The sequence below is a fragment of the Chlorobium ferrooxidans DSM 13031 genome, assembly GCF_000168715.1.
Taxonomy (GTDB): Bacteria; Bacteroidota; Chlorobiia; order Chlorobiales; family Chlorobiaceae; genus Chlorobium; species Chlorobium ferrooxidans.
Window position 1 is genome coordinate 1 of the sequence record NZ_AASE01000024.1, and the last position, 25,351, is coordinate 25,351.

Annotated in this window: 24 protein-coding genes and 1 pseudogene; 4 read left to right on the forward strand and 21 right to left on the reverse strand. The window is 50.5% G+C overall.

Annotation, left to right across the window (positions count from 1 at the left end):
* Both rpsG and rpsL read right to left on the reverse strand, forming a co-directional pair.
* A partial coding sequence (gene rpsG, locus CFERDRAFT_RS09810) for a 30S ribosomal protein S7 (RefSeq protein ID WP_040433690.1) occupies window positions 1-451 on the reverse strand: 451 nt, incomplete at its 3' end.
* A gap of 26 nt (window positions 452-477) precedes the next feature.
* Window positions 478-884, reverse strand: a pseudogene (gene rpsL, locus CFERDRAFT_RS09815) (30S ribosomal protein S12).
* 430 nt (window positions 885-1,314) lie between these two features.
* Here rpsL and CFERDRAFT_RS09825 point away from each other — a divergent pair.
* From CFERDRAFT_RS09825 to CFERDRAFT_RS09830, 3 genes are read left to right on the forward strand one after another with little or no spacing between them, the layout of a single operon-like run.
* Entirely contained in the window at window positions 1,315-1,650 is a 336-nt protein-coding gene (locus CFERDRAFT_RS09825; protein ID WP_006367091.1) for a helix-turn-helix domain-containing protein, read from the forward strand.
* Window positions 1,651-1,709: 59 nt separating this feature from the next.
* The gene (locus tag CFERDRAFT_RS12200; RefSeq protein ID WP_083791488.1) at window positions 1,710-1,967 is read left to right on the forward strand and encodes a type II toxin-antitoxin system HicA family toxin; all 258 of its coding nucleotides are present in this window, start codon (window positions 1,710-1,712) and stop codon (window positions 1,965-1,967) included.
* Window positions 1,964-2,314 carry a type II toxin-antitoxin system HicB family antitoxin gene (locus tag CFERDRAFT_RS09830; protein WP_006367092.1) on the forward strand — a complete coding sequence of 117 codons (351 nt, stop codon included), beginning with the start codon at window positions 1,964-1,966 and terminating at the stop codon, window positions 2,312-2,314. The genes CFERDRAFT_RS12200 and CFERDRAFT_RS09830 overlap by 4 nt, the downstream gene beginning before the upstream one ends.
* A gap of 9 nt (window positions 2,315-2,323) precedes the next feature.
* On the opposite strand, the gene CFERDRAFT_RS09835 is transcribed toward CFERDRAFT_RS09830, so the two are convergent.
* The 9 genes from CFERDRAFT_RS09835 to obgE all read right to left on the reverse strand — a co-directional run bounded on the left by CFERDRAFT_RS09835 (window position 2,324) and on the right by obgE (window position 11,860).
* The gene (locus CFERDRAFT_RS09835; protein ID WP_006367093.1) at window positions 2,324-4,720 is read right to left on the reverse strand and encodes a hypothetical protein; all 2,397 of its coding nucleotides are present in this window, start codon (window positions 4,718-4,720) and stop codon (window positions 2,324-2,326) included.
* A 4-nt stretch (window positions 4,721-4,724) separates the two neighbouring features.
* Window positions 4,725-6,218 (reverse strand): oligosaccharide flippase family protein, encoded by a 1,494-nt coding sequence (locus CFERDRAFT_RS09840; protein WP_006367094.1) that lies wholly within the window; start codon window positions 6,216-6,218, stop codon window positions 4,725-4,727.
* Entirely contained in the window at window positions 6,215-7,381 is a 1,167-nt protein-coding gene (locus CFERDRAFT_RS09845) for a glycosyltransferase (protein WP_006367095.1), read from the reverse strand. Before CFERDRAFT_RS09845 ends, CFERDRAFT_RS09840 begins: the two co-directional genes overlap by 4 nt.
* Window positions 7,350-7,934: a methyltransferase domain-containing protein gene (locus CFERDRAFT_RS09850; RefSeq protein ID WP_006367096.1), complete on the reverse strand. Its 585-nt coding sequence runs from the start codon at window positions 7,932-7,934 to the stop codon at window positions 7,350-7,352. Before CFERDRAFT_RS09850 ends, CFERDRAFT_RS09845 begins: the two co-directional genes overlap by 32 nt.
* A complete protein-coding gene (locus tag CFERDRAFT_RS09855; protein ID WP_006367097.1) occupies window positions 7,924-8,793 on the reverse strand; it encodes a glycosyltransferase family 2 protein in 870 nt (289 codons plus the stop codon). Before CFERDRAFT_RS09855 ends, CFERDRAFT_RS09850 begins: the two co-directional genes overlap by 11 nt.
* A complete protein-coding gene (locus CFERDRAFT_RS09860) occupies window positions 8,793-9,938 on the reverse strand; it encodes a glycosyltransferase family 4 protein (RefSeq protein WP_006367098.1) in 1,146 nt (381 codons plus the stop codon). The genes CFERDRAFT_RS09855 and CFERDRAFT_RS09860 overlap by 1 nt, the downstream gene beginning before the upstream one ends.
* Window positions 9,939-10,035: 97 nt before the next feature.
* Window positions 10,036-10,302, reverse strand: coding sequence for an HPr family phosphocarrier protein (locus CFERDRAFT_RS09865; RefSeq protein ID WP_006367099.1), 267 nt, complete (start codon window positions 10,300-10,302; stop codon window positions 10,036-10,038).
* Between the two features lie 75 nt (window positions 10,303-10,377).
* Window positions 10,378-10,845 carry an N-acetyltransferase gene (locus CFERDRAFT_RS09870; protein ID WP_040433684.1) on the reverse strand — a complete coding sequence of 156 codons (468 nt, stop codon included), beginning with the start codon at window positions 10,843-10,845 and terminating at the stop codon, window positions 10,378-10,380.
* Complete coding sequence (gene obgE / locus CFERDRAFT_RS09875; protein WP_006367101.1) at window positions 10,832-11,860, reverse strand: GTPase ObgE; 1,029 nt, start codon at window positions 11,858-11,860, stop codon at window positions 10,832-10,834. The genes CFERDRAFT_RS09870 and obgE overlap by 14 nt, the downstream gene beginning before the upstream one ends.
* A gap of 71 nt (window positions 11,861-11,931) precedes the next feature.
* Here obgE and xseB point away from each other — a divergent pair, with 71 nt between their 5' ends.
* Window positions 11,932-12,189, forward strand: coding sequence for an exodeoxyribonuclease VII small subunit (gene xseB, locus CFERDRAFT_RS09880; RefSeq protein WP_006367102.1), 258 nt, complete (start codon window positions 11,932-11,934; stop codon window positions 12,187-12,189).
* Between the two features lie 6 nt (window positions 12,190-12,195).
* Here xseB and gatB read toward each other — a convergent pair whose 3' ends face one another.
* The 10 genes from gatB to CFERDRAFT_RS09930 form a co-directional block, all read right to left on the reverse strand.
* The gene (gatB, locus tag CFERDRAFT_RS09885; RefSeq protein WP_040433693.1) at window positions 12,196-13,623 is read right to left on the reverse strand and encodes an Asp-tRNA(Asn)/Glu-tRNA(Gln) amidotransferase subunit GatB; all 1,428 of its coding nucleotides are present in this window, start codon (window positions 13,621-13,623) and stop codon (window positions 12,196-12,198) included.
* A 71-nt stretch (window positions 13,624-13,694) separates the two neighbouring features.
* Window positions 13,695-14,231, reverse strand: coding sequence for a lipid-binding SYLF domain-containing protein (locus CFERDRAFT_RS09890; RefSeq protein WP_006367104.1), 537 nt, complete (start codon window positions 14,229-14,231; stop codon window positions 13,695-13,697).
* 178 nt (window positions 14,232-14,409) lie between these two features.
* The gene (locus CFERDRAFT_RS11765) at window positions 14,410-17,844 is read right to left on the reverse strand and encodes a tetratricopeptide repeat protein (protein WP_006367105.1); all 3,435 of its coding nucleotides are present in this window, start codon (window positions 17,842-17,844) and stop codon (window positions 14,410-14,412) included.
* A 3-nt stretch (window positions 17,845-17,847) separates the two neighbouring features.
* Entirely contained in the window at window positions 17,848-19,095 is a 1,248-nt protein-coding gene (locus tag CFERDRAFT_RS09900; protein ID WP_006367106.1) for an ATP-binding protein, read from the reverse strand.
* A gap of 207 nt (window positions 19,096-19,302) precedes the next feature.
* The gene (locus tag CFERDRAFT_RS09905) at window positions 19,303-20,628 is read right to left on the reverse strand and encodes a Clp protease N-terminal domain-containing protein (RefSeq protein WP_006367107.1); all 1,326 of its coding nucleotides are present in this window, start codon (window positions 20,626-20,628) and stop codon (window positions 19,303-19,305) included.
* 186 nt (window positions 20,629-20,814) lie between these two features.
* On the reverse strand, window positions 20,815-21,117 hold the full coding sequence (locus CFERDRAFT_RS09910) for a hypothetical protein (RefSeq protein ID WP_040433686.1): 303 nt from the start codon (window positions 21,115-21,117) through the stop codon (window positions 20,815-20,817).
* Between the two features lie 132 nt (window positions 21,118-21,249).
* Window positions 21,250-22,281: a VWA domain-containing protein gene (locus CFERDRAFT_RS09915; RefSeq protein WP_006367109.1), complete on the reverse strand. Its 1,032-nt coding sequence runs from the start codon at window positions 22,279-22,281 to the stop codon at window positions 21,250-21,252.
* Between the two features lie 130 nt (window positions 22,282-22,411).
* Window positions 22,412-23,422 (reverse strand): VWA domain-containing protein, encoded by a 1,011-nt coding sequence (locus tag CFERDRAFT_RS09920; RefSeq protein WP_006367110.1) that lies wholly within the window; start codon window positions 23,420-23,422, stop codon window positions 22,412-22,414.
* Window positions 23,423-23,510: 88 nt separating this feature from the next.
* Complete coding sequence (locus CFERDRAFT_RS09925; protein WP_006367111.1) at window positions 23,511-24,473, reverse strand: hypothetical protein; 963 nt, start codon at window positions 24,471-24,473, stop codon at window positions 23,511-23,513.
* Window positions 24,457-25,347, reverse strand: coding sequence for a DUF58 domain-containing protein (locus CFERDRAFT_RS09930; protein WP_006367112.1), 891 nt, complete (start codon window positions 25,345-25,347; stop codon window positions 24,457-24,459). Before CFERDRAFT_RS09930 ends, CFERDRAFT_RS09925 begins: the two co-directional genes overlap by 17 nt.
* Between the last annotated feature and the right edge of the window lie 4 nt (window positions 25,348-25,351).

Genomic DNA, 25,351 nt, shown 5'->3' on the forward strand with positions numbered 1-25,351 from the left:
CAAACGCCTTGTTTGCATCAGCCATACGATGAACCTCATCACGCTTTTTCACCGATGCACCCTGCTCGTTGGCAGCATCCATCAACTCGGCAGCAAGTTTCTCAGCCATCGACTTACCTCCACGCTTTGCCGCATAGAGCTTCAGCCAGCGGAATGCAAGCGCACCTCTCCGGGAAGCCTTGACCTCCATCGGAATCTGATAAGTAGCACCGCCAACCCTCTTGCTGCGAACCTCAACGACCGGAGCAATGTGGGACATCGCCTTGCGATAAACCTCCAGAGGATCCTCGCCACTCATCTTCTCGGCAATGATACCAAACGCATCATAAACAATCTTCGTAGCGACAGCCTTTTTGCCATCAAGCATTACCGCATTGATGAAACGGGCAACACTCTCATCGCCGTAGCGAAAATCGACACCGATTCTTTTATAGCCACCTTTTTTTGACATGCTCTTCTCTGAATTTATGATTCGACTTATCTGCCTTTACCCTTGACAGGAGCGGCTGCACCAGCCTTGGGCTGTTTGGCTCCATACTTCGACCGACTCTGCTTGCGATCAGCAACACCGGACGTATCCAGCGAACCACGCACGATATGATAACGTACACCAGGAAGATCCTTCACCCTGCCGCCACGAATCAAAACAATTGAATGCTCCTGCAGGTTATGACCTTCACCAGGAATATAGGCTGTAACCTCAATCTTGTTGGACAACCTGACACGCGCAACCTTGCGCAGTGCAGAGTTAGGCTTTTTAGGAGTAGTCGTGTAACACGCGTACATACACCACGCTTCTGCGGGCATTTCTCAAGCGCCGGTGACGCTGTTTTTGACGCTTTTACACTTCTTCCGAGCCTGATGAGCTGCTGAATCGTCGGCATACTAAAACTCTCTTTCTATTTAAAAACCTATGATTACGAAAAACGCAATACACTAAAAATCCATAAGGACAGACAATGTAAGCGAATTATGAAAAAAAACAAAACCTAATTCAACATTTTTCAACTCTTGAAATAATAATCAACACGGCCTTATCTCCACTCGCTTCAAACAGCAAAAATGCCCGTATTTACAGCGCTTTCTGCCATCTTCGGGGTGGTTCGTAAACGTACCCGATGCAAAGGAAACAGATCAAAGGAATTGGTCAAAAGGGGGGAAATCATCAAGAGAAATGAAATACAGAATAATGATCTTTTTAAGCATTACATGAAGATATTTTGCATTCACTTTACGGCTATCGTAGTATAAATTTCATATAACGGTAATGATATTTTACAAATGATACTTATTATGTAAATATTAATTATCGTTATGAAAAACAGAGCGTCGCCACCATATCCTGCATCACAAAAAGAGCTGACCGCTCTCGGAGCTCGCCTCAGGGATGCACGGCTCCGTCGCCAACTCTCCATGGAGGCAGTCTGCCTCAAGGTTGACATGTCGCGACCAACGCTTTATAAAATCGAGAATGGCGACCCTTCGGTTGCTATAGGCTACTATGTTGAGGTGCTTCGTCTGCTCGGACTACTCGAAGATGTGTCGTTAATAGCCAAAGAGGATGCTCCCGGCCGCCTCCTGCAGGATGAATCGCTTCCCCGTCGAAGAAGAGCGCCACGCAATAAGCCACAGAGAGGAGAAAGCGATTGACCTGCCAAGCGCAACCGATTCGCAGTTGCAATTATTGTACCTATGTTGTACGTTAGAATATGAGTAAAGACCAAAAGCTGATATTAAGGCTTCTTTCAAGGCCTAAAAACTTTACATATAATGAATTATGTAGAGTTCTGAGCTCATTTGGTTACGAAGAGAGTCAAAAAGGAAAAACATCTGGATCAAGAGTGGCATTTATTGATAAAAGTACCCGGCATATTATCCGTTTACATAAACCACATCCGGGTAATGAGTTAAAACAATATCAAATTGAACTGGTCATTGAGGAACTGAAATCAAGGGGGCTTGTATGAAAGACGTTCTGCTCTATAAAGGCTATATAGGATCGGTGCACTTCAATGCAGATGACGAGGTGTTTTTTGGCAAGATCGAGGGGATCGAAGATCTTGTTTCATTTGAAGGCAATAGTGTGATTGAACTGAAAAAGGCATTTCATGAGGCCGTAAACGATTACATAGAGCTATGTAAAGAAATCGGCAAGAAAACTGATAAGTCTTACAAAGGAAGTTTCAACGTCCGAATAGCTCCTGACTTGCACAAAAAAGCAAAACGACTTGCTCTAATGAAGGGAATCTCTTTAAATCAGTTCATTCAAAAAGCAGTTGAAGAAGAAGTAATTCGTGAGCACAGTAATGTATAAATCATCCTGTCAATTCGACATCACCCCGTCCTTCTGTCGAAAACGACTGATGAATACCCCTCCCGCAACCATCAGCAGAGCTGCGCCAAACGCTCCGAATGAGATAAGCCTCGCGGTTTCAAAGAGAGTCCTGTCATAATAAAACAGTACCTCCCTGCTGCCCGCAGGAACCATAACTCCGCGCAAGAGACCGTTCACCTTGATCATAACGGCAGGTTTGCCGTCCACCGTCACCTTCCAGCGAAGAGGATAGTAGATCTCGCTCACCACGAGAAAAGCATCAGCGGGGGCCGAAACCTTCAGGCGTATCGATTCGGATCCCCGCTGCATCGACAGTACTGTTGCCGCAGCAAAGGTTCTGGTTCCGCGCCAGAGTGATCCATCGACAAAAGCCTCACCCTGAGGAGCCGCGTCATCAAGCAGGCGCAGAAAAAGCTCGTCGCTATCCCGCACACCGGTAACCCGCTCTGCAAACCGGACCCGTGGAAGTGTTGACTGCAACCGATAGACCGTGACCGGGACCGGGCCGCCTGCAAGCTGAAGGTTGCCGGTTTTAACCGGCTCAAGGGCCGGGTGGCTGAGCGGGACTGGAGTGACAATGTATCCAACGTTAAGCATCCTGAGAACGTTGATACTCGCGAGATTCTCGGTTTTTGCAAGAAACTCCTCGTAAATTTTGAGTTTGGCGGGGTGGTAGCCGCCGACCGACTCGATACCGGAGAGGGCAAACTTGTTCTCGGTGAAGAGCGGCCCGGCGGGGTAGATTCTGAACTCCCCTTTCTGTGCTGCCAGGTATCGGGTGATGTCGTCAGGCTGAAAGGCCGGCGCCACCATGCGGCTCTCCGCAAAAACCGGCGAGCGCAAGGAGCTGTCAGATGGATAGATAATCTGTAGGTCAATCCAGAGCGGATCAAGCAGCGCCAGAAGAAAGATGAGCAACCCCGTCATTTTGTGGGAGAGCTTCCCCTTGATGCCGAGCCAGAGCACACCCGTAAAGAGCAGAAGCGTAAGCAAAGCGATCAGGAGGCTTCCTTTCAGATGCTCCCAGCGCACCTTGTTGATCATAAAGGAGAGATCAAAACTCTCGACCGAAGGATCAGGAAAGAGTGAGCGGAAAAAACTCTCCATCGGCGACTGGAGGGCAAGCAAGAGCAGCAGAAAAACCGCCATGAAAAGCGCTCCGATCCGGATCGGTTTCAGCAGCCGTTCGGTTGAACGCTGCAACAGGTCGTTCACTCCTATGGCTGCAAGAGAGGCGATGATCAGGTAGAGCATGATGAGCGCCATGGAGGGCACCCTGAAACGGCTGAAAAGCGGCGCAAAATGGTAGAAAAGATCGAACACCGGGCTGAAAAACCTGCCGAAGGAGAGCAGCAGGGCAAGCAGTGCGCCAGCACTGAAAAACCATATCATCGCATCTTTTCGCCTACGGTATGCGCCTGCAGCGGCAAGCAGCAGTACCACAATTCCGGCATAATTGGGAAAATCGGTGAATGGCATAAAGCCCCAGTAGGTCACACCGCCGAATCCGAAATAACCCGGCACGAGAAAAGTCAGCAGCTCCAGAGGGTGCATCGACCAGAGGGTGGCATACTCCCACGACGAAGCCCCTCCCGCTGCGGCCATCCCTCTCACTGAATACGGAGCATACTCCGAGGCCGGCAGATAAATTGAAGCCGACATGGCAACCCCGCAGCCGAGCGCGGCAATCAGGAGCACTATCCGACCGTAGGGAAAACCGTTATGGGTGCCCGCACGTTGCAATGAATCGCGACAGAAAACAAGGAGAACAGCGGCAAGCAGCAGGGCAAGCACCCATGAGTAGTAAGCAATCTGGACGTGTGAGCGCTGCAGCTGAAATCCGGCGATTATCGCCAGAACCCCTGCATCAACAAATCCACCGCGCTGTATGAGTCGCATAACAGCCCAGAGCATCCATGGCATCCAGGCCGCCGTCATGAGCTGACTGCCATGACCATGCACCAGCATCGCCGTCATGTAGGGATTCAGCATGAAGAGTGCCCCGCCCAGCGGTGCAGCAGGAGTAGTCAAACCATACTGGCGGAGAAAAAGAAACACTCCCACTCCCGCAAAGGCAAGATGAAGAAGCTGGAGGATAATACCATCGGTATGGAAAAGGCTGAAAACCATGTTGGGAAAATAGAGCCCGCTGATATAGCTGAATGCTTCAACGGTCGGCATGCCTGAAAAGAGCCAGGGCTGCCAGAGCGGGTAGATTCCGGTTTCGCCCTGCAATTTGTCAAGCGCCAGGGTCGAGGCGTGGGGAATAAGCGAGTCCGGCGCAACAAGCGTGCTGGACTGAAAAACAAGCGGAAAAAAGAGCAGGATCAGAAGAAGGGTATAGATCCCGAAAACCGTGAGCAACGAGAGAATCTTTTTTTTCACTGCGTTATCGCTTTGGCTTTTTGTCAAGAAAGGGCATAAACTTTAAAATAATCGTCCGCTCATCCTCTTCCAACTTCAGAAGCAGCATCGCTGCGGCATAACTGCCGGTGCAAAGAGCGGCTCCCGCTCCTAACCCGATGAACGGAGAGAGTGTGAGCAACGAGGGCCTTGCAGCAAAGAGCAGCAGAGCGGAAAGCAGTGCTGAAACAACGGGCTTCCAGAGCTCTTTTCCGAATGGATGAATTTTCAGAAAGTGATGAACCTCCATGAGCCGGAATGCGGAGAGCAGCAAGAAGACTATCAGTGTTGCAAGAGCCGCGCCATTGATGCCCATCAAGGGTATCAACAGATAGTTCAGACTAACCTGCAAAACGAACGCGCCAAGAGCATTGAGGAAACTGAGTCGCGAATACCCCGTCATGGCGAGCACCGTTGAAGAGAGACCGAAAGAGACCTGCAGGAACGAAGCAACCGTCAAAAGCAGCAGAACCGTGCTGCCTGGCGCAAAGCGGGGCCCGAACAGCTCAAGCACCGGACCGGGAAGCAGAGTGAAAAGCAGTACCGGAGGGATCACCACAGCGATAATCCAGCGCGTCACCATCCTGTAGATCCGCTCTATCTCCACACGCTCTCTTCCGGCGTGCAGCTCGGCAATCATCGGTGCGGCAATTCCTGAAAAAGCAAGCAGCACCGCTCTGATGAGACCTGCGGTTCTGGCTGCAGGATGATAGATTCCGACCGTTGCCGTGTCGGTAAACATGCCAAGCATAACAACATCAAGCCAGTGCGTCATCATGCTTAACAGCGAAACCCCCATAAACGGCAGCGCATAGGCAAGCATGGGGCGATCACTCCGGGCACGAAGAATATCCGGGGTAACAACACCGGTAACTCTTTCGAGCGTTGGCCGGATCCAGAAAAAGGCGCCTGCGGAAGCAAGCACAAAGGGAAAGAGCAGCGCTTCATCATGGCCTGCCGTAAAGCGGAAGAGAAAAGTCAACAGCAGCAGGAGCAGCGGGGCGACAACCTGGGTTGCAATAATTTTCGGCTGCAGCTTCTGGAATCCCTGAGTGGCATGGCCGTAAAGCTGTGTTGCGGCATTGAAGGGGATGGCTGCCGCATAGCAGCAGATAACGAGCCGGAGTAGCCTGCTGCCGTTAAAAAGTGAAGCAATCGCCCCTGAAAAAAGCACAAGGAGGAGTGCAACGGCAATGGAAAGCACAAGACTTGTTTTCAGGGCAGAAGCGATAACAGCCTTCTGTCGCAAAGGATCACGCTGATAGAGATTGACAAAACGCAGGAGAGCCGAGTCAAGACCGGCAACGGCAAGCACTTCTGCTATCTGGATAACGGCAATGGCAATCGCATAGGTACCAAGAGCCTCGGCACCGAGTGCTCTTGCAACAAGCAGGTTGAAGGCGAACCTTGATGCCTGGCCGAAAAGAAATCCTCCAAAAGAGAGTCCTGCCTGGCCGGCTATGACCCTGTTTCGTCTCAAGAGTTCAGCTCCCGATACCGCTTCAGCAGCTCCTGCTCCATGGTTGCCGCAAGAGCATCCCAGCTGTGCCTGCGGGCAAAGGACTGCCGCGCCTCACGCCGCCGGTCAGCCAGCGCTTCCGGCACCATGCGGACAAACGCATCCCTGGTATCGGCAACATGCACCACCTCCCGCGCTTGATCAACAGCACTGCAGTAGTTCATTGAAAGCACAGGCACGCCCGCTGCGGTATACTCATAAAGCTTGTTGGGATGGGAGACCTCCTTGAGCCGGTTACTCAGCAGCGGCATCAAGGCAAGATCAAAATGCTGTACCCATGCCGGCAGCTCACCGTAATCAATTCGACCGAAATAGTGCACATTGGGAAGGGAGTTGAGCAGCTCCTGCCTCTTCCACCAGTTCTGCTCATAGGCAGGTCCAAGCAGCACCAGAGAGTACTCCGGCCATGCTTTCGCCGTCTCCTCAACAAGGGCGGTATCAAGCCAGTCCATCGCTCCGGCATAGCCGAGAACCGGTCTCTTGATCAGGGCAAGCTCTTTGGATGTGGTACGCTGCGGATCGGCGAAATGGCTGAACTCGACACCATTGCCAAGCTCAACCGTGCGCACGCCGGATGGAACCGCCAACCGGGCGGTCAGCTCCGGGGAGACACTAAAGAGCAGATCTATCCGCGAAAGCCAGGCATCAAGATATCCCTTCAGCCAGGAAGGGGTAGCCGGAAAGGCCAGATGATCATCATTGGCGTCATAAAAACGGAACCGGCAGGAGAGACGTGAGGCAACCCTTCCCCAGTAGATATTGGAGAGACCGATGATGCGGTCTGATGAGGCAAAACCAAGCATCACGACCCAGAAGAGCATAAGCAGAATACCCGGCAGAGAGAGCAGATTACGCAGCAGCGGATGGTCAAGGAGTCGCCCGATCCGGAACGGAACCGTTTTCAGAAAAGGAACCGTGACAACCCATACCCGCCCTCTTCTGACCGGCAGCCAGTGATGGCTGCGCCCGAGCGCAAACGGCTCAATAAAGAGAATCCGCCACCGCTCCGAAAAGCGTCCGAGCAAACGCTGCTTTCGGGTCGAAAGAAAGTCCCACTGTATTTCGGAAAACCAGACAAGCCTGATGGGAGCGTCAGCGGTGTTCCTCTGAAACGGAAAGTTCATAAATCTGCACCTTTTCATACCATGCCCGCAAGAGCGGCTTTAGACCTGTAAGATAAAACAACGGGTGACGGATACGAAACTGGCCGCTCCGTTCCACCCGGAACCCTGCACGCATGAAAAGCGAGAGCGCCTCGTCACGACTCATCTCGTGAAAATGGTCGGCGCTTTTCAGTGATGCCGGCTTCGCAATCGGCATCGACACAAAAAGCCGGCCACCCGATCCATAAAGTATCTTGCGGACTTCGAGCAGCAGATGAAGCGGATTGTAGAGATGCTCCAGCACCTCAAAGGCGGTTACCACTGCATAGGAACCCGAAAGAGACTCAACATCAAGATCAATGGTTGTGCTCTCGAAAGAGCACCCGAACAGTTGCTCCAGCGATGCAGTGAGCGGTGTCCGGTCACCCAGATCAAGCCCGGACAACGCGGCGGCGGTCAGGAGCCGGGAAGAGCCTGATCGACCGACAAATTCGATGGTTTTCTGCCACCGAACCCGGTGAGCAGGTTCGCTGAGATACTCCTCACTCACCGGCGTTCTGAACTTATCCTTCATGGCCGCTCTTTATCCGGGTTGACCTGGCGGAACCTCGCTCAAGCAGTGCTGAGGCCGAGCTGACGGCAAGGCGAAAAGGCAGAAGCAGCAGAAAGAGGAGCACTCCTCCCCATGCCCTGTGCTTGATGAAAAGATGAAGTGAAGCGGCACTCTTTTTTGCCAGTTTTTTGAACGGAGTTCCGGAAAGAGAGGCAGAGACCTTATGCCAGACCACTGAAGCGGGTTCGTAGCGGACAGTCAGCCCCAGAGCTCGCACCCGGAGGGAGAGATCAACATCCTCGGCATACATGCCAAAGTGTTCATCAAAACCCCCGACCCGCTCAAAATCCCGGCAGCGCATGGCAAAACAGCACCCCGTGGCATAACCGGTCACTCCGGGACGGTTGAACTCCGGAGCATCAGCTTTTCTGATACCGGTGTGACGGATCAGCCCCGTGGAGAGCCGGACAACACCGCCTGCATACCAAAGCGAATGTGGACGGGCATGATAGAATATTTTCGGAACGGCAATTCCTGCTGAAGGATCACTCCGCAGGGCATGAATCAGCGGAGCGGAAAACCCTCTTTCAACAAGGGTATCGTTGTTCAGAAACAGTACAAACTCCGCCTGAAGCTCCATAACCCGTCGGAATCCGGCATTATTGCCACCTGCATAACCGAGATTGAGCGGCAGAGAGAGGAGCTCGGTATCAGGAAAAGCCGCCCGGATCCGGGAGAGCGAGTCATCGGTTGATCCGTTATCGACCACAAGCACCATGCATGAAGGCGAGAGCTCTCCCGACAGTGAGTGGAGACACGCAATCGTATCCCCGGCTCCGTTCCAGTTCAGAACCACAATGCAGAGTTCAGGCCTCTTCATCACGTTCGGGATGCTTCAGTTTCAAGAAAACGGCCTGCTCCGGCCGCAAAAGCCTCCCAGGAGAACTCCCGGCAATACTCCTCAACAGCCGCATGGATGGCGGGCAGCTCACTCCGGCTGTCGAGAAACTCCCCTATAGCCCCTGCCAGCCCGGCCGCTGAGCTTTCACGGGCAATCCAGCCGGTAATCCCTTGACGAACCACCTCGGGAAGAGCACCGACCGGCGTCACAATAACGGGAATACCGCAACCATAGGCCTGCTGAACCACGCCCGACTGGGTTGCGCTTCGGTAGGGGAGCACAACGCACTCTGCGGCAGCAAAGAGCAAAGCACTCCGTTCCCGGGAAACATAACCCGGATAAAGATCAACGCTTTCCGCAAGACCCAGCTCCAGGATCAAACTCCGGTAGTGCTCCGGATCTTCAAAAAACTCACCGGCAACAACCAGCTTGAGAGAGGGTTCGCGCTGCAACACCTCCGGCAAAGCCCGAAGGAGCAGATCAAGCCCTTTATAGTGACGAACATAGCCGAAAAAAAGCAGCACAGGTGCTGCACCGTCGAGTTTCAGTGCACGGCGCGCTTCAGCTCTGAAGGGCATCACTGCCTCGGGTAGATAGAGTGGATGAAAAAGCTGCAACACCCGGGCTCCGGGCACAACAGCAAGCAACTCCCGGGAAACCGCCGATGAGAGGGTCAGAAAGGCATCGGAGGATGCAGCAAGCAATCGCTGCATAAATGGCTCAATAAAAAAAGATTCGTGGGAAGTGAAATTATGAAGCAGCACAACAACCCGGATACCGGTAAGGTGGCGGAGCAGATAACAGAGCGGAGCCAGAAAACCGCTCCAGTATGCTACAAGCAGAAGATCAGGCTTCAGTCGCCGGAGATGATGGATCGTTGCAAGCCAGGTAAAGGGGTTGTAGAGCGTAAGCCGGGCATCTGATAGTGAAGAGGATGGTGCAGGCGCTTCAGCGGCTTCTGCCGAACGCTTAAACAAAAAAGCCGGGTAGAGCGCCCTGTACCCGACAGAGATAACGTCGTAACCCATGGCAGAGAGGGCCTCCCTTAACAGACCGCTGAACCGGGAAATACCTCCCTTAAGAGGGGAAAAGGGGGTGATAAATGCTATCCGGAGTGCTTTCAAGGGTGTTCCCTGACTATGTTCAGTCCATCATGATAAGCCGCCGTGCGGCGCGACAACATCGGGAAATCGAAAAAAAATATAGCATGCTCTTTCAGAACTACTGCTCTCCAAACCCCTGTTCAAAAAACTCCACCAGTTGGCGGGCAGCCTCCGGCGCATCCTCACCATCAAGCTTGAGCGTAAGGCGGGTCCCTTTCGGAGCAGCAAGACTCATGACGCCGATAATGGATTTAGCATTGATCTCAACGCCCTGCATTTCGATAAAAAAATCGGATTTAAAACGGGATGCCAGCTTTACTACTGCGGCAGCGGGTCTTGTATGCAACCCTGCATTGTTTTTAACGATAACTTCCTGAACTATCACAACTATACTCGACCTGTTTATAATGTTTAAGGGACCACGCAAACCACTTTCTCTGAAGGTTTCAGCGCTGCTCAATCAGAGTTTTTTTACCATAGCAATCTCATCGCAAGCCATCAGCTTCGGACAATGAGTACAATCCCTCCATATTTTCTGGGGAAAATACTCTTTGCTGATTTCACTGTAGCCGATCCGTCCGAAAAAATTACGGTTCAAGGTCAGAACAAAAACCTCTGTAACGCCTTCCTCGCGCAAAACCATCTCGGCCTTTTCAACCAGCAGACGACCTATCCCCTTCAGGGTAAACCGGTTAAACACAGCAAGCGAGCGAATCTCTGCCAGCTTCTGGGTATAGAATGCAATGGCACAGCACCCTATCACCTCTCCATTGTACTCGGCGACAAAAAAATTACGGATATTTTCGATAATATTCTCATCAGAACGCTCAAGCATAATACCCTTGCGGGCATACTCCGCCGTAATGGCAGAAATTGCCCCGGCATCAGCCAGGCGCGCATACCTGACAAAGAGTTCAGCCTGCTGCATCGTTACCGAGACCCTCTTCTGACGGTTCAGCACTCCTCTCCCGTGCAGAGACCTCTTTCCAGAGCTCATCCTTGAGCTCCTTGAGGCCATGGCCGGAAACACTTGAGATCGGAAGCACCTTTACACCCTCTTCAAGTAGCGGAATTTCAAGATCTTCCGATGCGATATCCATTTTGGTAATAACCGCGATCCTCGGTTTGTTAAGCAACCCCTCATCAAATTTTTCAAGCTCTCCAAGCAGTGTCTTGTACTCCGCTGTAATATCGGGTGAATCAGCCGAAACGAGAACCGCAAGTATTTTGGTCCGTTCAATATGACGCAGAAACTGGAGACCGAGTCCCCTTCCCTCTGATGCTCCTTCAATAATTCCCGGAATATCAGCCATCACAAATGACTTGTACTCCTCATAACGCACAATACCGAGATTCGGCACCAGTGTTGTAAAGGGATAATCGGCAATTTTCGGTTTCGCGGCGCTTATCACTGAAATCAGGGTAGACTTTCCGGCATTGGGAAATCCAACCAGACCGACATCGGCCATCAGCTTCAGCTCCAGATCAAGCACCAGAGCCTCTCCTTTCTGACCCGGCTCGGCAAAACGGGGTGCCTGACGGGTCGGGGTGGCAAAATGCTGGTTGCCTTTTCCGCCCTTGCCCCCTCTGGCAATCAGAAACTCCTGCTCCTCGCCGGTCAGGTCGGCAATCACCTCCTGGGTTTCAGCGTTCCGCACAAGCGTTCCGCACGGTACCTGAATAACAATATCAGCTCCATCCCTGCCGGTTTTCCGTGCACCCTGCCCATGGACGCCACGATCAGCTATATACTTTTTCTTATACTTGAAATCGAGCAGTGTGGTGAGCTGCCTGTTTGTTTTCAACCATACATGGCCTCCACGACCACCGTCACCGCCATCGGGACCACCCTTTGGCACAAATTTCTCCCTCCGAAAACTCACACAGCCGTTGCCACCGTCTCCAGCGGCAATAACAATGGAGGCACTATCTACAAACTTCACTTACACTCCTGAATTTGAATAATCTTTCACATTACCTATTTTCATCATCAACATCTAAACATCACATACCTATGGCTGCTGCACATTCCGGAAAACCCGCTATCGAAGAGCTGATCTCGCGGCTTGAGGAAATAACCCGGAATATCGAAAATCCCGATACCGGCCTTGAAAGCTCCATCTCGCTCTACGAGGAGGGACTTGCCATTGCCGGACAATGTAAAAAAAGGCTGCAGGAGGCAAGAAAAAAAATCGAGGTTATCAATCCTGATCTTGCCAAAACCTGGCCCGAAACAAACCGCATCAAAGACCTGTTCGACGGCGAGTCCTGAAAACGCTCACCCTTCGAGCTTTTTCAGCAGCACCTCATTGACCATCTGGGGATTAGCCTTGCCTTTCATCCTGCTCATGCACTGCCCGACAAAAAAGCCGAGCAGCTTTGTCTTTCCCTCGCGATAGGCGGCAAGCTGACCGGGGTTGGCATCAAGAATCTCCTGGACAACCGATTCGATTGCCCCTGAATCCGAGACCTGCGCAAGACCTTCACGCTCAACAATCTCCGAAGAAGAGAGCCCATTCTGCTGCATCAGCTCAAACACCTGTTTGGCAATAGTGTTACTGATGGTACCCTTTCCAATGAGCGCGATAAGCCCGCCAAGCCGCTCGGAAGAGATGGCAAACTCGGAAATATCCAGATACTTCTCCTTAAGGGTTCGCAATACCTCACCCATCACCCAGTTTGAGGATGCCTTGCCGTCACCCGACACCCTGACTGTCTCTTCATAATAGTCAGCCACCTCCCGCTCAACGGTCAGCACTGCGGCATCATAAGCCGGAATGGCATACTCCGTGACAAAACGGGCAGCACGAACTTCGGGAAACTCCGGAAGCTCGCTCTTCATCCGGTCAAGCAGCTCCTGGTCAACAAGCACCGGAACCAGATCAGGATCAGGAAAATAACGGTAGTCATGGGCAAACTCCTTGCCCCTCATTGAACGGGTCTCACCTTTGTCGGCATCCCAGAGGCGGGTCTCCTGCACAATGACACCGCCGCCATCGAGAATCTCGCGATGGCGCTCAGCCTCGTACTCGATAGCCTTCTCGACATTCTTGAAGGAGTTCATGTTCTTGATCTCGGTACGGGTGCCATACTCCGTCGCTCCAACCGGGCGCAGGGAGACGTTTGCATCGCAGCGAAGGCTTCCCTCCTCCATATTGCCATCCGAAATGCCGAGATATTTCACAATCTGGCGAATTTTCTGCAGATAGGCCGAAGCCTCTCTCGGGGTGCGCATATCGGGATAGCTCACAATTTCAAGCAGCGGAACTCCGCTCCGGTTGAGATCGATATAGGTATCATCTCCGATATCATGAATCGACTTGCCGGCATCCTCCTCAATGTGGATTCGTATCAGCCTGATATCCCTGCGCCCTTCACCGGCATCAATATGAATATTTCCCTCACTGCAGATCGGCTCCTCAAACTGCGAAATCTGGTACCCTTTCGGCAGATCGGGATAAAAATAGTTTTTCCGGGCAAGCACGGAGTGAGGCGCAATCGTGCATCCCGTTGCAATTCCGAGCTTAACGGCATCTTCAACCACCTGGCGGTTAAGCACCGGAAGAGCGCCCGGCAAAGCCAGACAGACCGGGCAGACATTGGTGTTTGCCGGTTTCCCGAACTTTGCTGAACAGCCGCAAAATGCCTTGCTCTCTGTGTTGAGCTGACAATGGACCTCAAGGCCCACCACTAATTCATACTTCATTGCAACAATTAACGTTAATGAACGACGCCGGTAAAAAAGCCGGGCGATCATTCGCTCTTATAAAAACCTCGTCAGTAGGACTGATAGGAAAATTTCTGCCCGCCTACGGTCGCTTCCGCCATGACACCGGCCTTTGGAAGGACAAAAACAGCTACACCATTTGAAAAATCAGTATTGGTAGCCATACCCGTAGAGACAATAATTGCGGCAACCTGGGCATTCATCTCATAATTACCTTTTTTAAAACTCTCCAGATCCTCCTTGCCCTTGAAAAAAATAATCTCTGAAAATGACTGGCCTCCAAGCTGCGGCCCTACATTGATCTGGGTAATGGTTGAATTTCCTACAAGGTTGTTCTGCTCATAGACATATCCCTTTCCATGCCCGCCGCCAAACATGAAAAGCCCCCCTTTGAAGACATCCGGAAACACCGCATATCCGTAGGCCTGCTCAAAAAAACGATTCAATGCAGGAGCATTTTTCCTGAAATAGTCAACCGACTCTTTCGCCTTCTCCGCATTCGCCGGATCCCACCCTGCCTCAGCCGTCGAAACAAGCATACCCGCCAGCATAAAAGCCAGAGCAAAAACCTTTATCAATTTCATCATGGCTGTACAGTTTTCATGTTTAATAAAATCAAACAGTAGAAATCGTTACCTTGACGTACAATTCTGCAATGTACGATTTTCACCCCAATAAATCACCTCAAGGAAAAGCAATCAAGGACCGCGAGGACAACAGGGACTGCAAGGAGAAGAGTCAGGATGGTTTAGCTGACAAAGCTACTCAACCCTCACGGACTTCTGCTGCTGACACAACTTCACCTCGGTCAATGCTTTGCATGGCTTTATGCCTCTCCTCAATCCTTTTGACGACATCCTTTGCCACTTCCAGTATTTCAACTGAACTCTTTACCTCTTGACCCGTATGTAAACGCAAGGCAACAACAAGTGGTTCAAGATGTTGCTCTGAAGGTGAATCAACAAGAATATCAAGAGCCTCTTTAGCATACCCCGATGCTGCAAGCTCGACAAACATCGCAATGGCATCTTCGATCGATTTCTGGACAAGATTTGGTTGAAATACATACTTTCTGACAACCGTAAAAGCATCGTTTTCTCTGCCTGGTATCTTCAAAAACAATTGAAGCAATTCAAAGTAGGCTTCAACGAAGTCAGACTTTTGTTCAATTACTCGGGTAAAAACACTTTCAGCTTCCTGGTATCTTTCAAAATTATCGAGTACAATACCTTTGTTGAACATGGCTCTTGAAACCTCTACTGCTAGATCAAATTCAGTCCGCTCACCGTACAATGCAACGAGATCATCGTAAACCTGCACCTCTTCTTCTGGGCGATTCAGTTGACCTAGTGTTATCCCTTTACTTATAAGGGCTCTGGCAACAAGTACTGCTACCTTAACTTCAGAGCGGTCTCTGTATATTGCAATAAGATCATCATAAACCTGAACCTCTTCTTCTGTACGATTCAGTTTACCCAATGTTATCCCTTTGCTTAAAAGAGCCATAGCAACTGGTTCTACTATCTCTGCTTCAGGACGATCCCTATACATAGAAATAAGATCATCGTAAACCTGCACCTTTTCTTCTGTACGATTAAGCTCACCCAAAGCCATCCCTTTGCTGAACAGGGCTCTGGCAATATATACGGCTATCTCAACTTCAGAGCGTTCTCTGTACATCGCAACGAGATCATCGTAAACCTGTAACTCTTCTTCTGGGCGATTCAGCTCTCCCAATTTAAACCCTTTATTTAAAATGGCTCGGACAACACGAACCGCTATCTCAGCTTCAGGACGATCCCTATACATGGAAATAAGATCATCATAAGCCACCACCTCTTCTTCTGGGCGATTCAGTTTACCCAGTGTTATCCCCTTGTTGAACAGGGCTCTGGCAACTTCTACTACTATATCTAATTCAGTCCGCTCACCGTACAATGCAACAAGATCATCGTAAACCTGCATCTCTTCTTCTGGGCGATTCAGTTTACCCAATGTTATCCCTTTGCTTGAAAGAGCCATAGCAACTGCTTCTACTATCTCTTCTTCAGGACGATCCCTATACATAGAAATAAGATCATCATACGCCACCACCTCTTCTTCTGTACGATTAAGTTTACCCAAGGTAAGCCCTCTGTTGAACAGGGCGCTGGCAACATGCACTGCTATCTCAGATTCAGTGCGTTCTCTGTACATCGTAATGAGATCATCGTAAACCTGCATCTCTTCTTCTGGGCGATTCAGTTTACCCAATGTTATCCCTTTGCTTAAAAGAGCCATAGCAACTGGTTCTACTATCTCTGCTTCAGGACGATCCCTATACATTGCAATAAGATTATCATAAGCCACCACCTCTTCTTCTATACGATTAAGCTCACCCAAAGCCATCCCTTTGCTGAACAGGGCTCTGGCAATATATACGGCTATCTCAACTTCAGAGCGTTCTCTGTACATCGCAACGAGATCATCGTAAACCTGTACCTCTTCTTCTGGGCGATTCAGCTGACTCAAGGGAAGACCTTTGTTGAACAGGGCGCTGGCAACATACACTGCTATATCAAATTCAGGACATTCCCTATACATTGCAATAAGATCATCGTAGGCTTGCACCTCTTCTTCTGGGCGATTCAATTTACCCAATGTTATCCCCTTGTTGAACATGGCTCTGGCAACTTCTACTACTATACCAAATTCAGTGCGCGCTTTGTACACAGAAATGAGGTCGTCCAAAACTATTATTGCCTGAGAATAATTTTGATCCTTGAAAAGATCATATCCATTATCTAATATTTTGCTTATGGCTTTTAATTCGATTTCTACATCTATACTGTTAAGATTTTTAGATTCATACTGCCTACCACCGGCCAAGTAATTTCCCGCTATTTCACCAAGGAATGGTGAATCCAAAAAGCTTTTTGGGGTAGACATAACTATCCTTTCACGAAGCTCTTGATCATCAACATTTTTCACTATCTGATCATAAGCTATAAAATGCTCTCGGCATTGCTCTGTACCCATCTTGCTTGTTTCATCAACGAGTAAATTGACTGCCGATGAAGGACCATAAAGACTGACCATAAACTTCACAGCAGCTTTTACACGGTCTGCAGGTTTACCTCGTCTCCTCATGAGGTAATAGATATTGTATATACCTTCAGCTACACGGTACAACTTGCTTCTTTTTCCCTGTTCCTCAACCACAACCGCCCCTCGGCTTACCAGTCTGTTCAGCAATGAACTTGTCTTGTTTACATCAATCCTTGCTACCAAGGCAATCTCCCGAGCTAATGAAATGTCCCATAGTTCTGCAATTGCCAGATAAACCTTTCTTTCAATCGGGGCCATAGCATCGAGATGACTTTTAAAATAATCGGTATGCTCGTCTATTAGATCAATGAGATCATCAAGAAGCTGGCGGAATGATCGTTTAGCACCAAATTTTGCAAGTATCGATAAAAGCCGCGGATTACCACCGGTCAATATTCTGACTGGCCTGATTTGTTCTCCTGGAAGTTTTTCGCCTGTGATCAACTCCCAAATAGCGTTACTCTCATTGTCATCAAGGGGTTTGAGTTCATGGATCTTGAACATTTCAAACATCGCATTGGACAGATGATCAATCCCTTCGAACCTACTTGTTGCAGTAGCAAGAAGCATCAATCGTGGCTCATTGATAAGGGTATGGCGAATATTCCATGCTTCGTCTTTACTGTTCAGATCCCTAAAAAGCATATTGAGATTCTCAACGATTAACAGAATCTTTTTTCCCTCGCTATCGGCGAAATCCAGTATCTGCCACAGAGCCCGCTCACAAAGCTTTTTATCATCTTTTTCTTTGCGAAGGTCATCGTAAGTCCGTTTCCATTTTTGATCACCTGTTTGCTCTCCCAGGTGAAATAGTGCCTCAAGCCAGAATTCAGAGGCTGAACTAACCTGATAACTCTCTTCTGAAAAGATCAGCGGATACCAACAAATGCTCAATTCTTCATGTTGAGTGATTTCAGTTGCGATACGATGCACTAGGGTGGTCTTACCGCTTCCTCTCGGCCCGATAACAAGCACATGCTGGTTTGCGTTTATTCCGTTGTCGCTGATGATTCTCACAATCATCTCAAGATCAATCTGCCTTACAACAAAATTCTCAACAAGCTGCGCCACTTCAAGAAAAGCGGGATTATATTTAACAAAACATCTTGTCATGATTTATCTCCTCTCCTTTACTGCCACATAAAAATCAGCGTATCTTTTTTTCCACCAATCCTTTAATAGTGACGATTCAAAAACATAACCACCCTTCCCCCTACTGACGTATCCGTCGTGTTCAAGGACTCGCATGATCTCTCCTGCAACTTCACTCATCATTCTTGATTCAAACCCATACTCTTTTTGAAGCGTCATAACAGATTCGTTTGTAAGCACCCCGGCTACGGCCGCCTCTGTTAAAAAGGCAAGCGCTAAAGGAAATATCTCTGGACTGAGAATAAGCTTCAACCGGTCCTCATAATGGGTGAGTTCTGCATGTCCACGAATTCCAAGCATGTCATTTTCATAAAGATCATCTACTTCTTCCGGATTAAAATCCATCTCCTTTCTTCGAATACACCGGTCATTGACATGAGAGAAAAACATCTGCACGTGGTGCGGTATACAGCACCCAAGTTTTTCAATCATCACAAATTCAGCTCTTTTGTTAAAAATAATACCATACTCATTTGCAAGAGCCTGAAGACAACCGACAGCAGTAACTTCATCCCATGGTTTCAAGTCATAAGGCTGAAAGTTGTTGATAACAGCACTTAGTTGAGCCTGTCGCAGTACTGGCTCAAAGCCAATGCTTCCAGAAAGAATGATGCTGATATTACCTTTGTGCTCAATACTGTTTTTTCTGAGCCACGACATAAATTCATCCACTTTAGCCCTTCTTTCGTGAGAAATCTTGAATTCATCGCCTTTCAGCATACGATTCACCATGAGAGGCACCTCATCCATCAGCAGTAAAACAGGTTTTTCAGATTTTGCCAGCATGGAAAATAACACATCACCTTTCTCCATCCAGTTGCCTGATGTAAGCCCGGCTCGTAACTTGATTTTGATCTCTCCCAGATTTAACTCCTCTACTACTCCTGTAAATTGGCTCAGTACATTTGAAAAAAGCTCTTTTGTCTTATTCCAAAGCGAAGCATATGGTTTGAGCGACAGGCTAAGCTCAACTATCATATCTTCTGAATCCGTAGCCTTCTGAAGATCTATAAACAGTGTGATGTAGCTGTTTTGCCGTCTTCTTTGAAGCTCTTTCATGAGACTGGTCTTACCCATTCGTCGTTGTGCAACAAGAAGTATATTTGCACCTCCATCAATCTTCTGGGTCAAAAGCCGGATATCATCCTCCCTGCCCCAAAAACGGTCTCCATCAACCCAGTTTGAATAACCCTGCTTAAGTTTTTTCGACATAGTATCCTCCAGAATATTTGCAATAACCTTTATAGCAACAAATCTGTTGGAATATCATAAAAACAAAATAAATAAATTCATAGCCAACTTTTTTGTTGGCAACAAAAAAGTTGGCTATGAAAAGACTGCAAAACGAACAGGTTTATTTGCCGATTTGTAGAGATTCGTGGGGAAATCTGACAATGGGCAACGAGAAAGGATTGCCAACTATATCCCCCCGGCTTCCAGCTCACGCTTCAGGGCTTCGCGCTCGATTTCAAGACGGCGGATTTCGCGGTTTACCCGGTCAAGCTCTTCGGGACTGCTGTCAATTTCGAGGCGGAGCCGTGAAGAGGCTTCGTCGATCAGGTCGATAGCCTTGTCGGGCAGAAAACGGTCGGAAATATAGCGGTTGGAGAGTTCGGCTGCCGCAACGATAGCCGCATCCTTGATGCGCACACCGTGATGGATCTCATACTTCTCCTTGAGGCCCCGCAGAATGGAGACTGTATCCTCTACGCTCGGCTGATCAACCAGCACGGTCTGAAAGCGGCGCTCAAGTGCGGCATCCTTTTCAATATGCTTGCGGTACTCATCAAGGGTAGTGGCGCCGATGCAGCGAAGTTCTCCGCGGGCCAGAGCGGGTTTCAGAATATTGGCCGCATCCATGGAGCCCTCGGCAGAACCCGCGCCGACAAGCAGATGGATCTCATCAATAAAAAGAATAACCTCTCCTTCAGCAGCCTGAACCTCTTTCACGACCGCTTTCAGACGCTCCTCGAACTCACCGCGAAACTTTGCTCCGGCCACAAGCTGGGCGATATCGAGCGCGGCGATCTGTTTGCTCTTGAGGTTTTCAGGCACATCACCAGCCACAATACGCTGGGCGATACCCTCGACCAGTGCGGTCTTGCCGACACCCGGATCACCGATCAGCACAGGATTGTTCTTGGTACGGCGGCTGAGAATCTGGAGCACCCTGCGGATCTCCTCATCACGGCCGATCACCGGATCAAGCTTGCCCTTTCGGGCCTGGTCGTTGAGGTTGCGGGAATATTTTTTCAGGGAGTTATAGCTATCCTCGGCGCTCTGACTGGTAACCCTTTGAGAGCCCCTGATGGTTGTCAGCACCTTGAGAATAGCGTTACGGTTGATGCCTGCGTCCTGAAGCATACGTGAAACATTGAGCGATGCTTCGCTCATGGCAATCAGCAGATGCTCCGAACTGATATACTCATCCTTCAGATTCTCGGCCTCTTTCAGGGCTACGTCAAACACCTTGCCAAGATTCTGTGAGAGATACTGACCGGTAGCCGATGCTCCCGTTACCCTCGGAATCCGCTCGATTTCACGGTCAAGTGCCAGAAGAAGATTATCGGATGAAACTTCAAGTTTCTGCGCAATCTGAACAGCAATGCTGCTTTTATCGTCAAGCATGCTGTGAAGCAGATGTTCCGGCTCTATCTGCTGATGCTGGCGACTACCGGCAAGGGTACCCGCAGCCTGCAATGCCTCCTGAGCCTTGAGGGTGAATTTATTGGGATCAAACTGCATGGTTCGAACGGTTTTTTTTGTTTACGGTTCATGCGAACTGGTTACTCTATAACAATGTAAAAGCAAAAAAAGTTAATCATGCAAACCCTGTTCGACGGCTCATAACAAAAAAAAAGGCCGCGACACCGTAAGCTGTCGCGACCATCAATACCCATTGCACTTGCGTTCACCGCTCTTTTCCGACGTTCAGGAGCTGGCAGCACTGCCCTCATCACCCTGTTTCGGAAGATTTTTAATAAAAGCGCCGGCAACAATCCGGATAATCTGAGAACTGGTTGAGAGCAGTTCTGCGCTTTTTTCCTGGATGTGGCGCTGCGTAGCGACCTGATCTTTGAACAAATCCACACTCGCCTTGTCATAATTACCTTCGCTGACATAGGCATCAATAACCTCTTCAGCCTGCGAGTAGGGCATGGTTAAAACTTTCAGACCAAGCTTGGCCCTTTCAAGAGGGTCGAGAACTTTCTGACCGGTGTTCTGCTGCTCCATAGACATAACTGTTTTTGTCTGAAAAAACAGTGCCGGGTACCGCAATCAAGAACGGTGCCGCCACCTGCGTACATAAGGAATGTAACAATTTTTTCTCAAGTGATCCTCACCCCGGCTCGCATCATCGCTTCTTTACGATTTTTGAGCCGAAGTGCGCCCTCCCCTGCCGATCATGGTTTCGACCAGCAGCAGTAACAGTCCCAAACCGAGAAAGTAGTAGTAGAGCGGTTCGCTTTCAACCGGCTCCATCACCCAGCGCGATGCTGCGGCAATACGGTTGATCCTTGCAGAGACCTCGGTGTAAACCGGCCGCTCGGCAAGGCTGTGGAAATAAAATCCTCCGGATTGACGGGCCAGATTCTGAAGCGTTTCCGGCCTGAAGCTGGTCGTAACAACCCGTCCGCGTTCATCCATCTTGAGCCCTGCTCCGCCCTCTCCAAGAGGAATCACTGCTGGACGGATCAAGCCCACCCCGATTGCAAAAACATGGATCCTTCCGTTTTTTATACGGTTTGCCGCAGCCGGAAGATCGCCGGCGTGATCCTCTCCATCGCTGAGAAGCACCATAATCTTTTCGCCTTTCGCAGCGGATGCAAGCCTGCTTTCCGATGAAGGCTCAAGAACGTTGTGAGCAAGTTCAAGAGCTGAACGGAAATCGGTTCCCTGTGCCTCGATAAGATCGGGTGAAGCCATACCGAGCAGTGCTTCAAAGGCATCCATGTCAGCGGTAAGCGGGCACTGCACAAGAGGTTTTGCGGCAAAAAGAATAATTGCCCGCCGGCCCCCTGTTACAGCACGGCTTATCCTCGATATTTCAAATTTCGCCTGCGTAAGCCGGTCAGGCTGAACATCAGCCGCCCTCATGCTGCGGGAGACATCAATCAAAAAAACCATATCAGCCCCTTTTCGCAAGATCGGCCGCCCGCCGCCTGAAAGCCTGGGGCCGGTAAGGGCAGCGAGCAGAGAGGCAATACCCAAAAAAATCATCACCTTTTTAACAATAATCACCCTGAACCCGACACCGGGCATCATCGCATCTGCCAGAGATGGTGCGACAACAACTTCACGGAGCTGAAAATGGCGAATAGCTCCATAGCCGAGAAATACGGCCAGAGGAATCAAAAGCAGCAGGTAAACGATATTTTCAGGCCAGGCAAAGGTCATGGGTTCGCTCCTCTCCGGTAGTCGGCACGATAACAGGTAAAACAGACAATGGGTCCGCTTGTCCGGATCGATTGCCGCTCAAGCCCCGGGGGGGCGAAACGGAGTAGATGTAGAGCGGTGTCCCTAAGCATCACGGTATTCGCATCAGTCTTGTGTTGGACAGCAGTACCTCAAGAACAAGCAGCAGAACCGCCGGAAACAGCAACAGGAAAAACAACCCTGTCCGGTGCTCGACCGGGGCTCCTGCATGACGGGCTGTTTCGAGGCGTCCGATGGTTTTGATGGTGTTATCAAGTACCGAAGGATCTTCCGCCCTGAAGTAGCCTCCTCCGGTAGTCCGGGCAATCCCCCGGAGCGACGCTTCATCCATGGCAGCATGGGCACTGCTTTCAGCTGAAAGATTCCCGGCACTCCCTCCGCTTTTAAATCCGGCATTGACCACATATATCCTGATGCCGTTCTGTGCAGCAAGAGTCGCCGCCGTAGCCGGCCCGACATCTCCGGTGTTGTTCTCTCCATCGGTGATCAGGATGATAACCTTCTGCAGTGATGTTGAACCCTTGAAGCGGTTGGTTGCGATGAGAATTGCACTCCCGATAGCTGTCCCCTCATCCTGTATCACCTGCGGGGAGATATGATCAATCAGCATCGCAAGCACATCATGATCGATTGTAAGCGGGCACTGCGTATACCCCTTGCCCCGAAAAACCACAAGGCCGATCCGGTCGCTGGAACGGCGGAGAACAAATTTGCGGGCAACCTCCCTTGCGGCATCAAGACGGCTTTTGCCCGAACCATCCTTCTGCAGCATCGACTCCGAAATATCAAGCGCCAGCATCACATCAATGCCCCGCGCCTCGGCTTCAGTCTGGCGGACAACCATGCGGGGCCCTGCAAGAGCAAAAACACAGAGTACAAGAGCGCTCCAGCGCAGCCATTGCGGCAGATGGCGCAGCTCCCTTCTTGCCTCAAATCCGGAATCACGAAGCCGTTCAAGTCCGGGAAAGAGTATTACCGGATTTTTACCAAGCCGGTCGCGCCGCACCCGAATCCATGCAAGCAGCGCAAGCAACGGCAGGAGCAGCAGCCACCATGGTGCTGCCAGCTCAAAGCCGGGTATTCGTGCGATCCACTCCTGCATAGCCACCTGTTTTATCTCAATGATGCAAAATCACGACCAGAAATCCCTTCGGGTCACTCCTGCTCTGTTCAGTATCAGAAAACACATTCTACACGCCAGAACCCGAATCTTCAGCCGGTCGGGCGGAGCGGATCACCTCTTCGGCTTTCTGGAGGGAGTTGCGGGACTCCTCGAGATCGGGACGGCGGCCGGCAAACTTGACCAGATCGGCCTGTTTGAGAAGACTCATGATGCTCTCAAAACCGGCAACACCAAGCTTTTTCAGATCGCGCTCAATCTCCTGCGTTACCGCTTCGAGTGCCCTGATGCGGTAGTGGTTTTCAAGGAAGGAGCGCATGATGTTGCTCAGCTCTTCATAGCACTCCGGTGGCGGCATTCCTGCAGAGAGCCTGGAGCCGAGCTTGCGAAGCTTGCGCCGGGCAACCTGACCGGGATCAACTGTTTCGGCACTCTTGCGCACTGCCCGTTTTACGAGAAAGAGCAGCACCAGAACGACAACCGCAATACCGAAGAGGAGTAAAATAAAGGGGAGTATCAGAAAAAAGGGAATCGAAGGTTTTTCCGGAGGTTTGATGGGCCGGAGTTCGCGCATCGAGGAGTCGGTAAGCGCCTTGACAAAAACCGGAATCGTCGCACTATAGACAACCTTCCGGGAAATGCGCCCTTCGCTGTCACGCAGAACAACGGTTAAAGGCGGAAGAAGCTGCCTGCCGCTTCCGAAAAGAGCAAGATCGAGTTCAAAACGCTCTCTGCCGCTACCCGGAGTGGAGAGCAGGGAGGAGGCACGCTGGAGGCTGATCAGTTCGAACTGCGGTTTTGAAGCCGGGTCAACTCCTTCAAGCGAGGCAACCTCGCGCTCCCCGTGCTGCACCCTGATAATACAGCGGATACGGTCGCCAACGAGTACCGTGTCGGGCACAACCGTCACCCGGACTCCCTGATAGAGCGGGCCTTCAACCGCCCGGAGCGGAGCCGGAAGAGCAAATGCAAACAGCAGAAATAAAATCAGCCTGCATGCTCCGGTCCGAAACCATTCACACCTTGCGTTCACGATACCGGAAAAACGAGTTCAGTTCGCCGATGAAAGAGCGGTCGGTATCGAGAAAAACCGAGTCAATGCGCATGCGCCGGAGCCGCTGGCGAAGCTCTTCATAGACTCTCGACTGCTCACTGCGGTAACGCTCGATCTTGCGGCGGCTCCCTCCGTCCAGGGTGAGACGCAGGCCTGTTTCCGGCTCTTCGAGGTCAAGTAGCCCGCTGAGCGGCAGCGCTTTGTCAAGCGGATCACTCAGATGGACCAGCACAAAGTCGTGACGGGTATTGAGCTGCTTCATCCCTTTTTCATAGTCGTTGTCAACCAGATCGGTCAGAAGAAAAATAATCGACTGCCTTCTGAGCGCGTAGCGGATAAAGATGAGAGCGGCGTTGATATCGGTCTTTCGGCTCAGGGGCTTGAAGCGGAAAAGCTCTTCAAGAATAACCAGAACATGCTGGCGGCCTTTGCGGGGGGCAATAAAGGTTTCGACCCGGTCGGTAAAAACGAGAAGGCCTACCTTGTCGTTGTTCTGTATGGCACTGAAAGCAAGTACGGCGCTGAGCTCAAGGGCAAGCGCTTTTTTGCTGCGTTCCCGGCTGCCGAACTGCATTGATGCCGAACCGTCAACAACAAGCAGAAGGGTTCGTTCCCGCTCTTCGGTAAAGAGCTTGACATAGAGCTCATGTTTGCGGGCGGAGGTGTTCCAGTCAATGGCCCGGACATCATCACCATACTGATATTCACGGACATTGCTGAACTCGATCCCTTTGCCCTTGAACGAGGAGTGGTACTCGCCGCTGAAGAGCTCGCTGGCCATGCGCTTCGAACGAATTTCAACCCGTCGAATGAGTTTCTGAAGCTCTTTCAGGTACTCTTCATTGTTTTCCATAGCG

Bases quoted from the DNA above. Each gene is read 5' to 3' on its own strand.
- CFERDRAFT_RS09825 (WP_006367091.1), top strand. From the start codon at position 1,315: ATGAAAAACAGAGCGTCGCCACCATATCCTGCATCACAAAAAGAGCTG.
- CFERDRAFT_RS12200 (WP_083791488.1), top strand. From the start codon at position 1,710: ATGAGTAAAGACCAAAAGCTGATATTAAGGCTTCTTTCAAGGCCTAAA.
- CFERDRAFT_RS09830 (WP_006367092.1), top strand. From the start codon at position 1,964: ATGAAAGACGTTCTGCTCTATAAAGGCTATATAGGATCGGTGCACTTC.
- CFERDRAFT_RS09845 (WP_006367095.1), bottom strand. From the start codon at position 7,381: ATGAACTTTCCGTTTCAGAGGAACACCGCTGACGCTCCCATCAGGCTT.
- CFERDRAFT_RS09850 (WP_006367096.1), bottom strand. From the start codon at position 7,934: ATGAAGGATAAGTTCAGAACGCCGGTGAGTGAGGAGTATCTCAGCGAA.
- CFERDRAFT_RS09855 (WP_006367097.1), bottom strand. From the start codon at position 8,793: ATGAAGAGGCCTGAACTCTGCATTGTGGTTCTGAACTGGAACGGAGCC.
- CFERDRAFT_RS09870 (WP_040433684.1), bottom strand. From the start codon at position 10,845: ATGCAGCAGGCTGAACTCTTTGTCAGGTATGCGCGCCTGGCTGATGCC.
- xseB (WP_006367102.1), top strand. From the start codon at position 11,932: ATGGCTGCTGCACATTCCGGAAAACCCGCTATCGAAGAGCTGATCTCG.
- gatB (WP_040433693.1), bottom strand. From the start codon at position 13,623: ATGAAGTATGAATTAGTGGTGGGCCTTGAGGTCCATTGTCAGCTCAAC.
- CFERDRAFT_RS09890 (WP_006367104.1), bottom strand. From the start codon at position 14,231: ATGATGAAATTGATAAAGGTTTTTGCTCTGGCTTTTATGCTGGCGGGT.
- CFERDRAFT_RS11765 (WP_006367105.1), bottom strand. From the start codon at position 17,844: ATGACAAGATGTTTTGTTAAATATAATCCCGCTTTTCTTGAAGTGGCG.
- CFERDRAFT_RS09900 (WP_006367106.1), bottom strand. From the start codon at position 19,095: ATGTCGAAAAAACTTAAGCAGGGTTATTCAAACTGGGTTGATGGAGAC.
- CFERDRAFT_RS09905 (WP_006367107.1), bottom strand. From the start codon at position 20,628: ATGCAGTTTGATCCCAATAAATTCACCCTCAAGGCTCAGGAGGCATTG.
- CFERDRAFT_RS09910 (WP_040433686.1), bottom strand. From the start codon at position 21,117: ATGGAGCAGCAGAACACCGGTCAGAAAGTTCTCGACCCTCTTGAAAGG.
- CFERDRAFT_RS09915 (WP_006367109.1), bottom strand. From the start codon at position 22,281: ATGACCTTTGCCTGGCCTGAAAATATCGTTTACCTGCTGCTTTTGATT.
- CFERDRAFT_RS09920 (WP_006367110.1), bottom strand. From the start codon at position 23,422: ATGCAGGAGTGGATCGCACGAATACCCGGCTTTGAGCTGGCAGCACCA.
- CFERDRAFT_RS09930 (WP_006367112.1), bottom strand. From the start codon at position 25,347: ATGGAAAACAATGAAGAGTACCTGAAAGAGCTTCAGAAACTCATTCGA.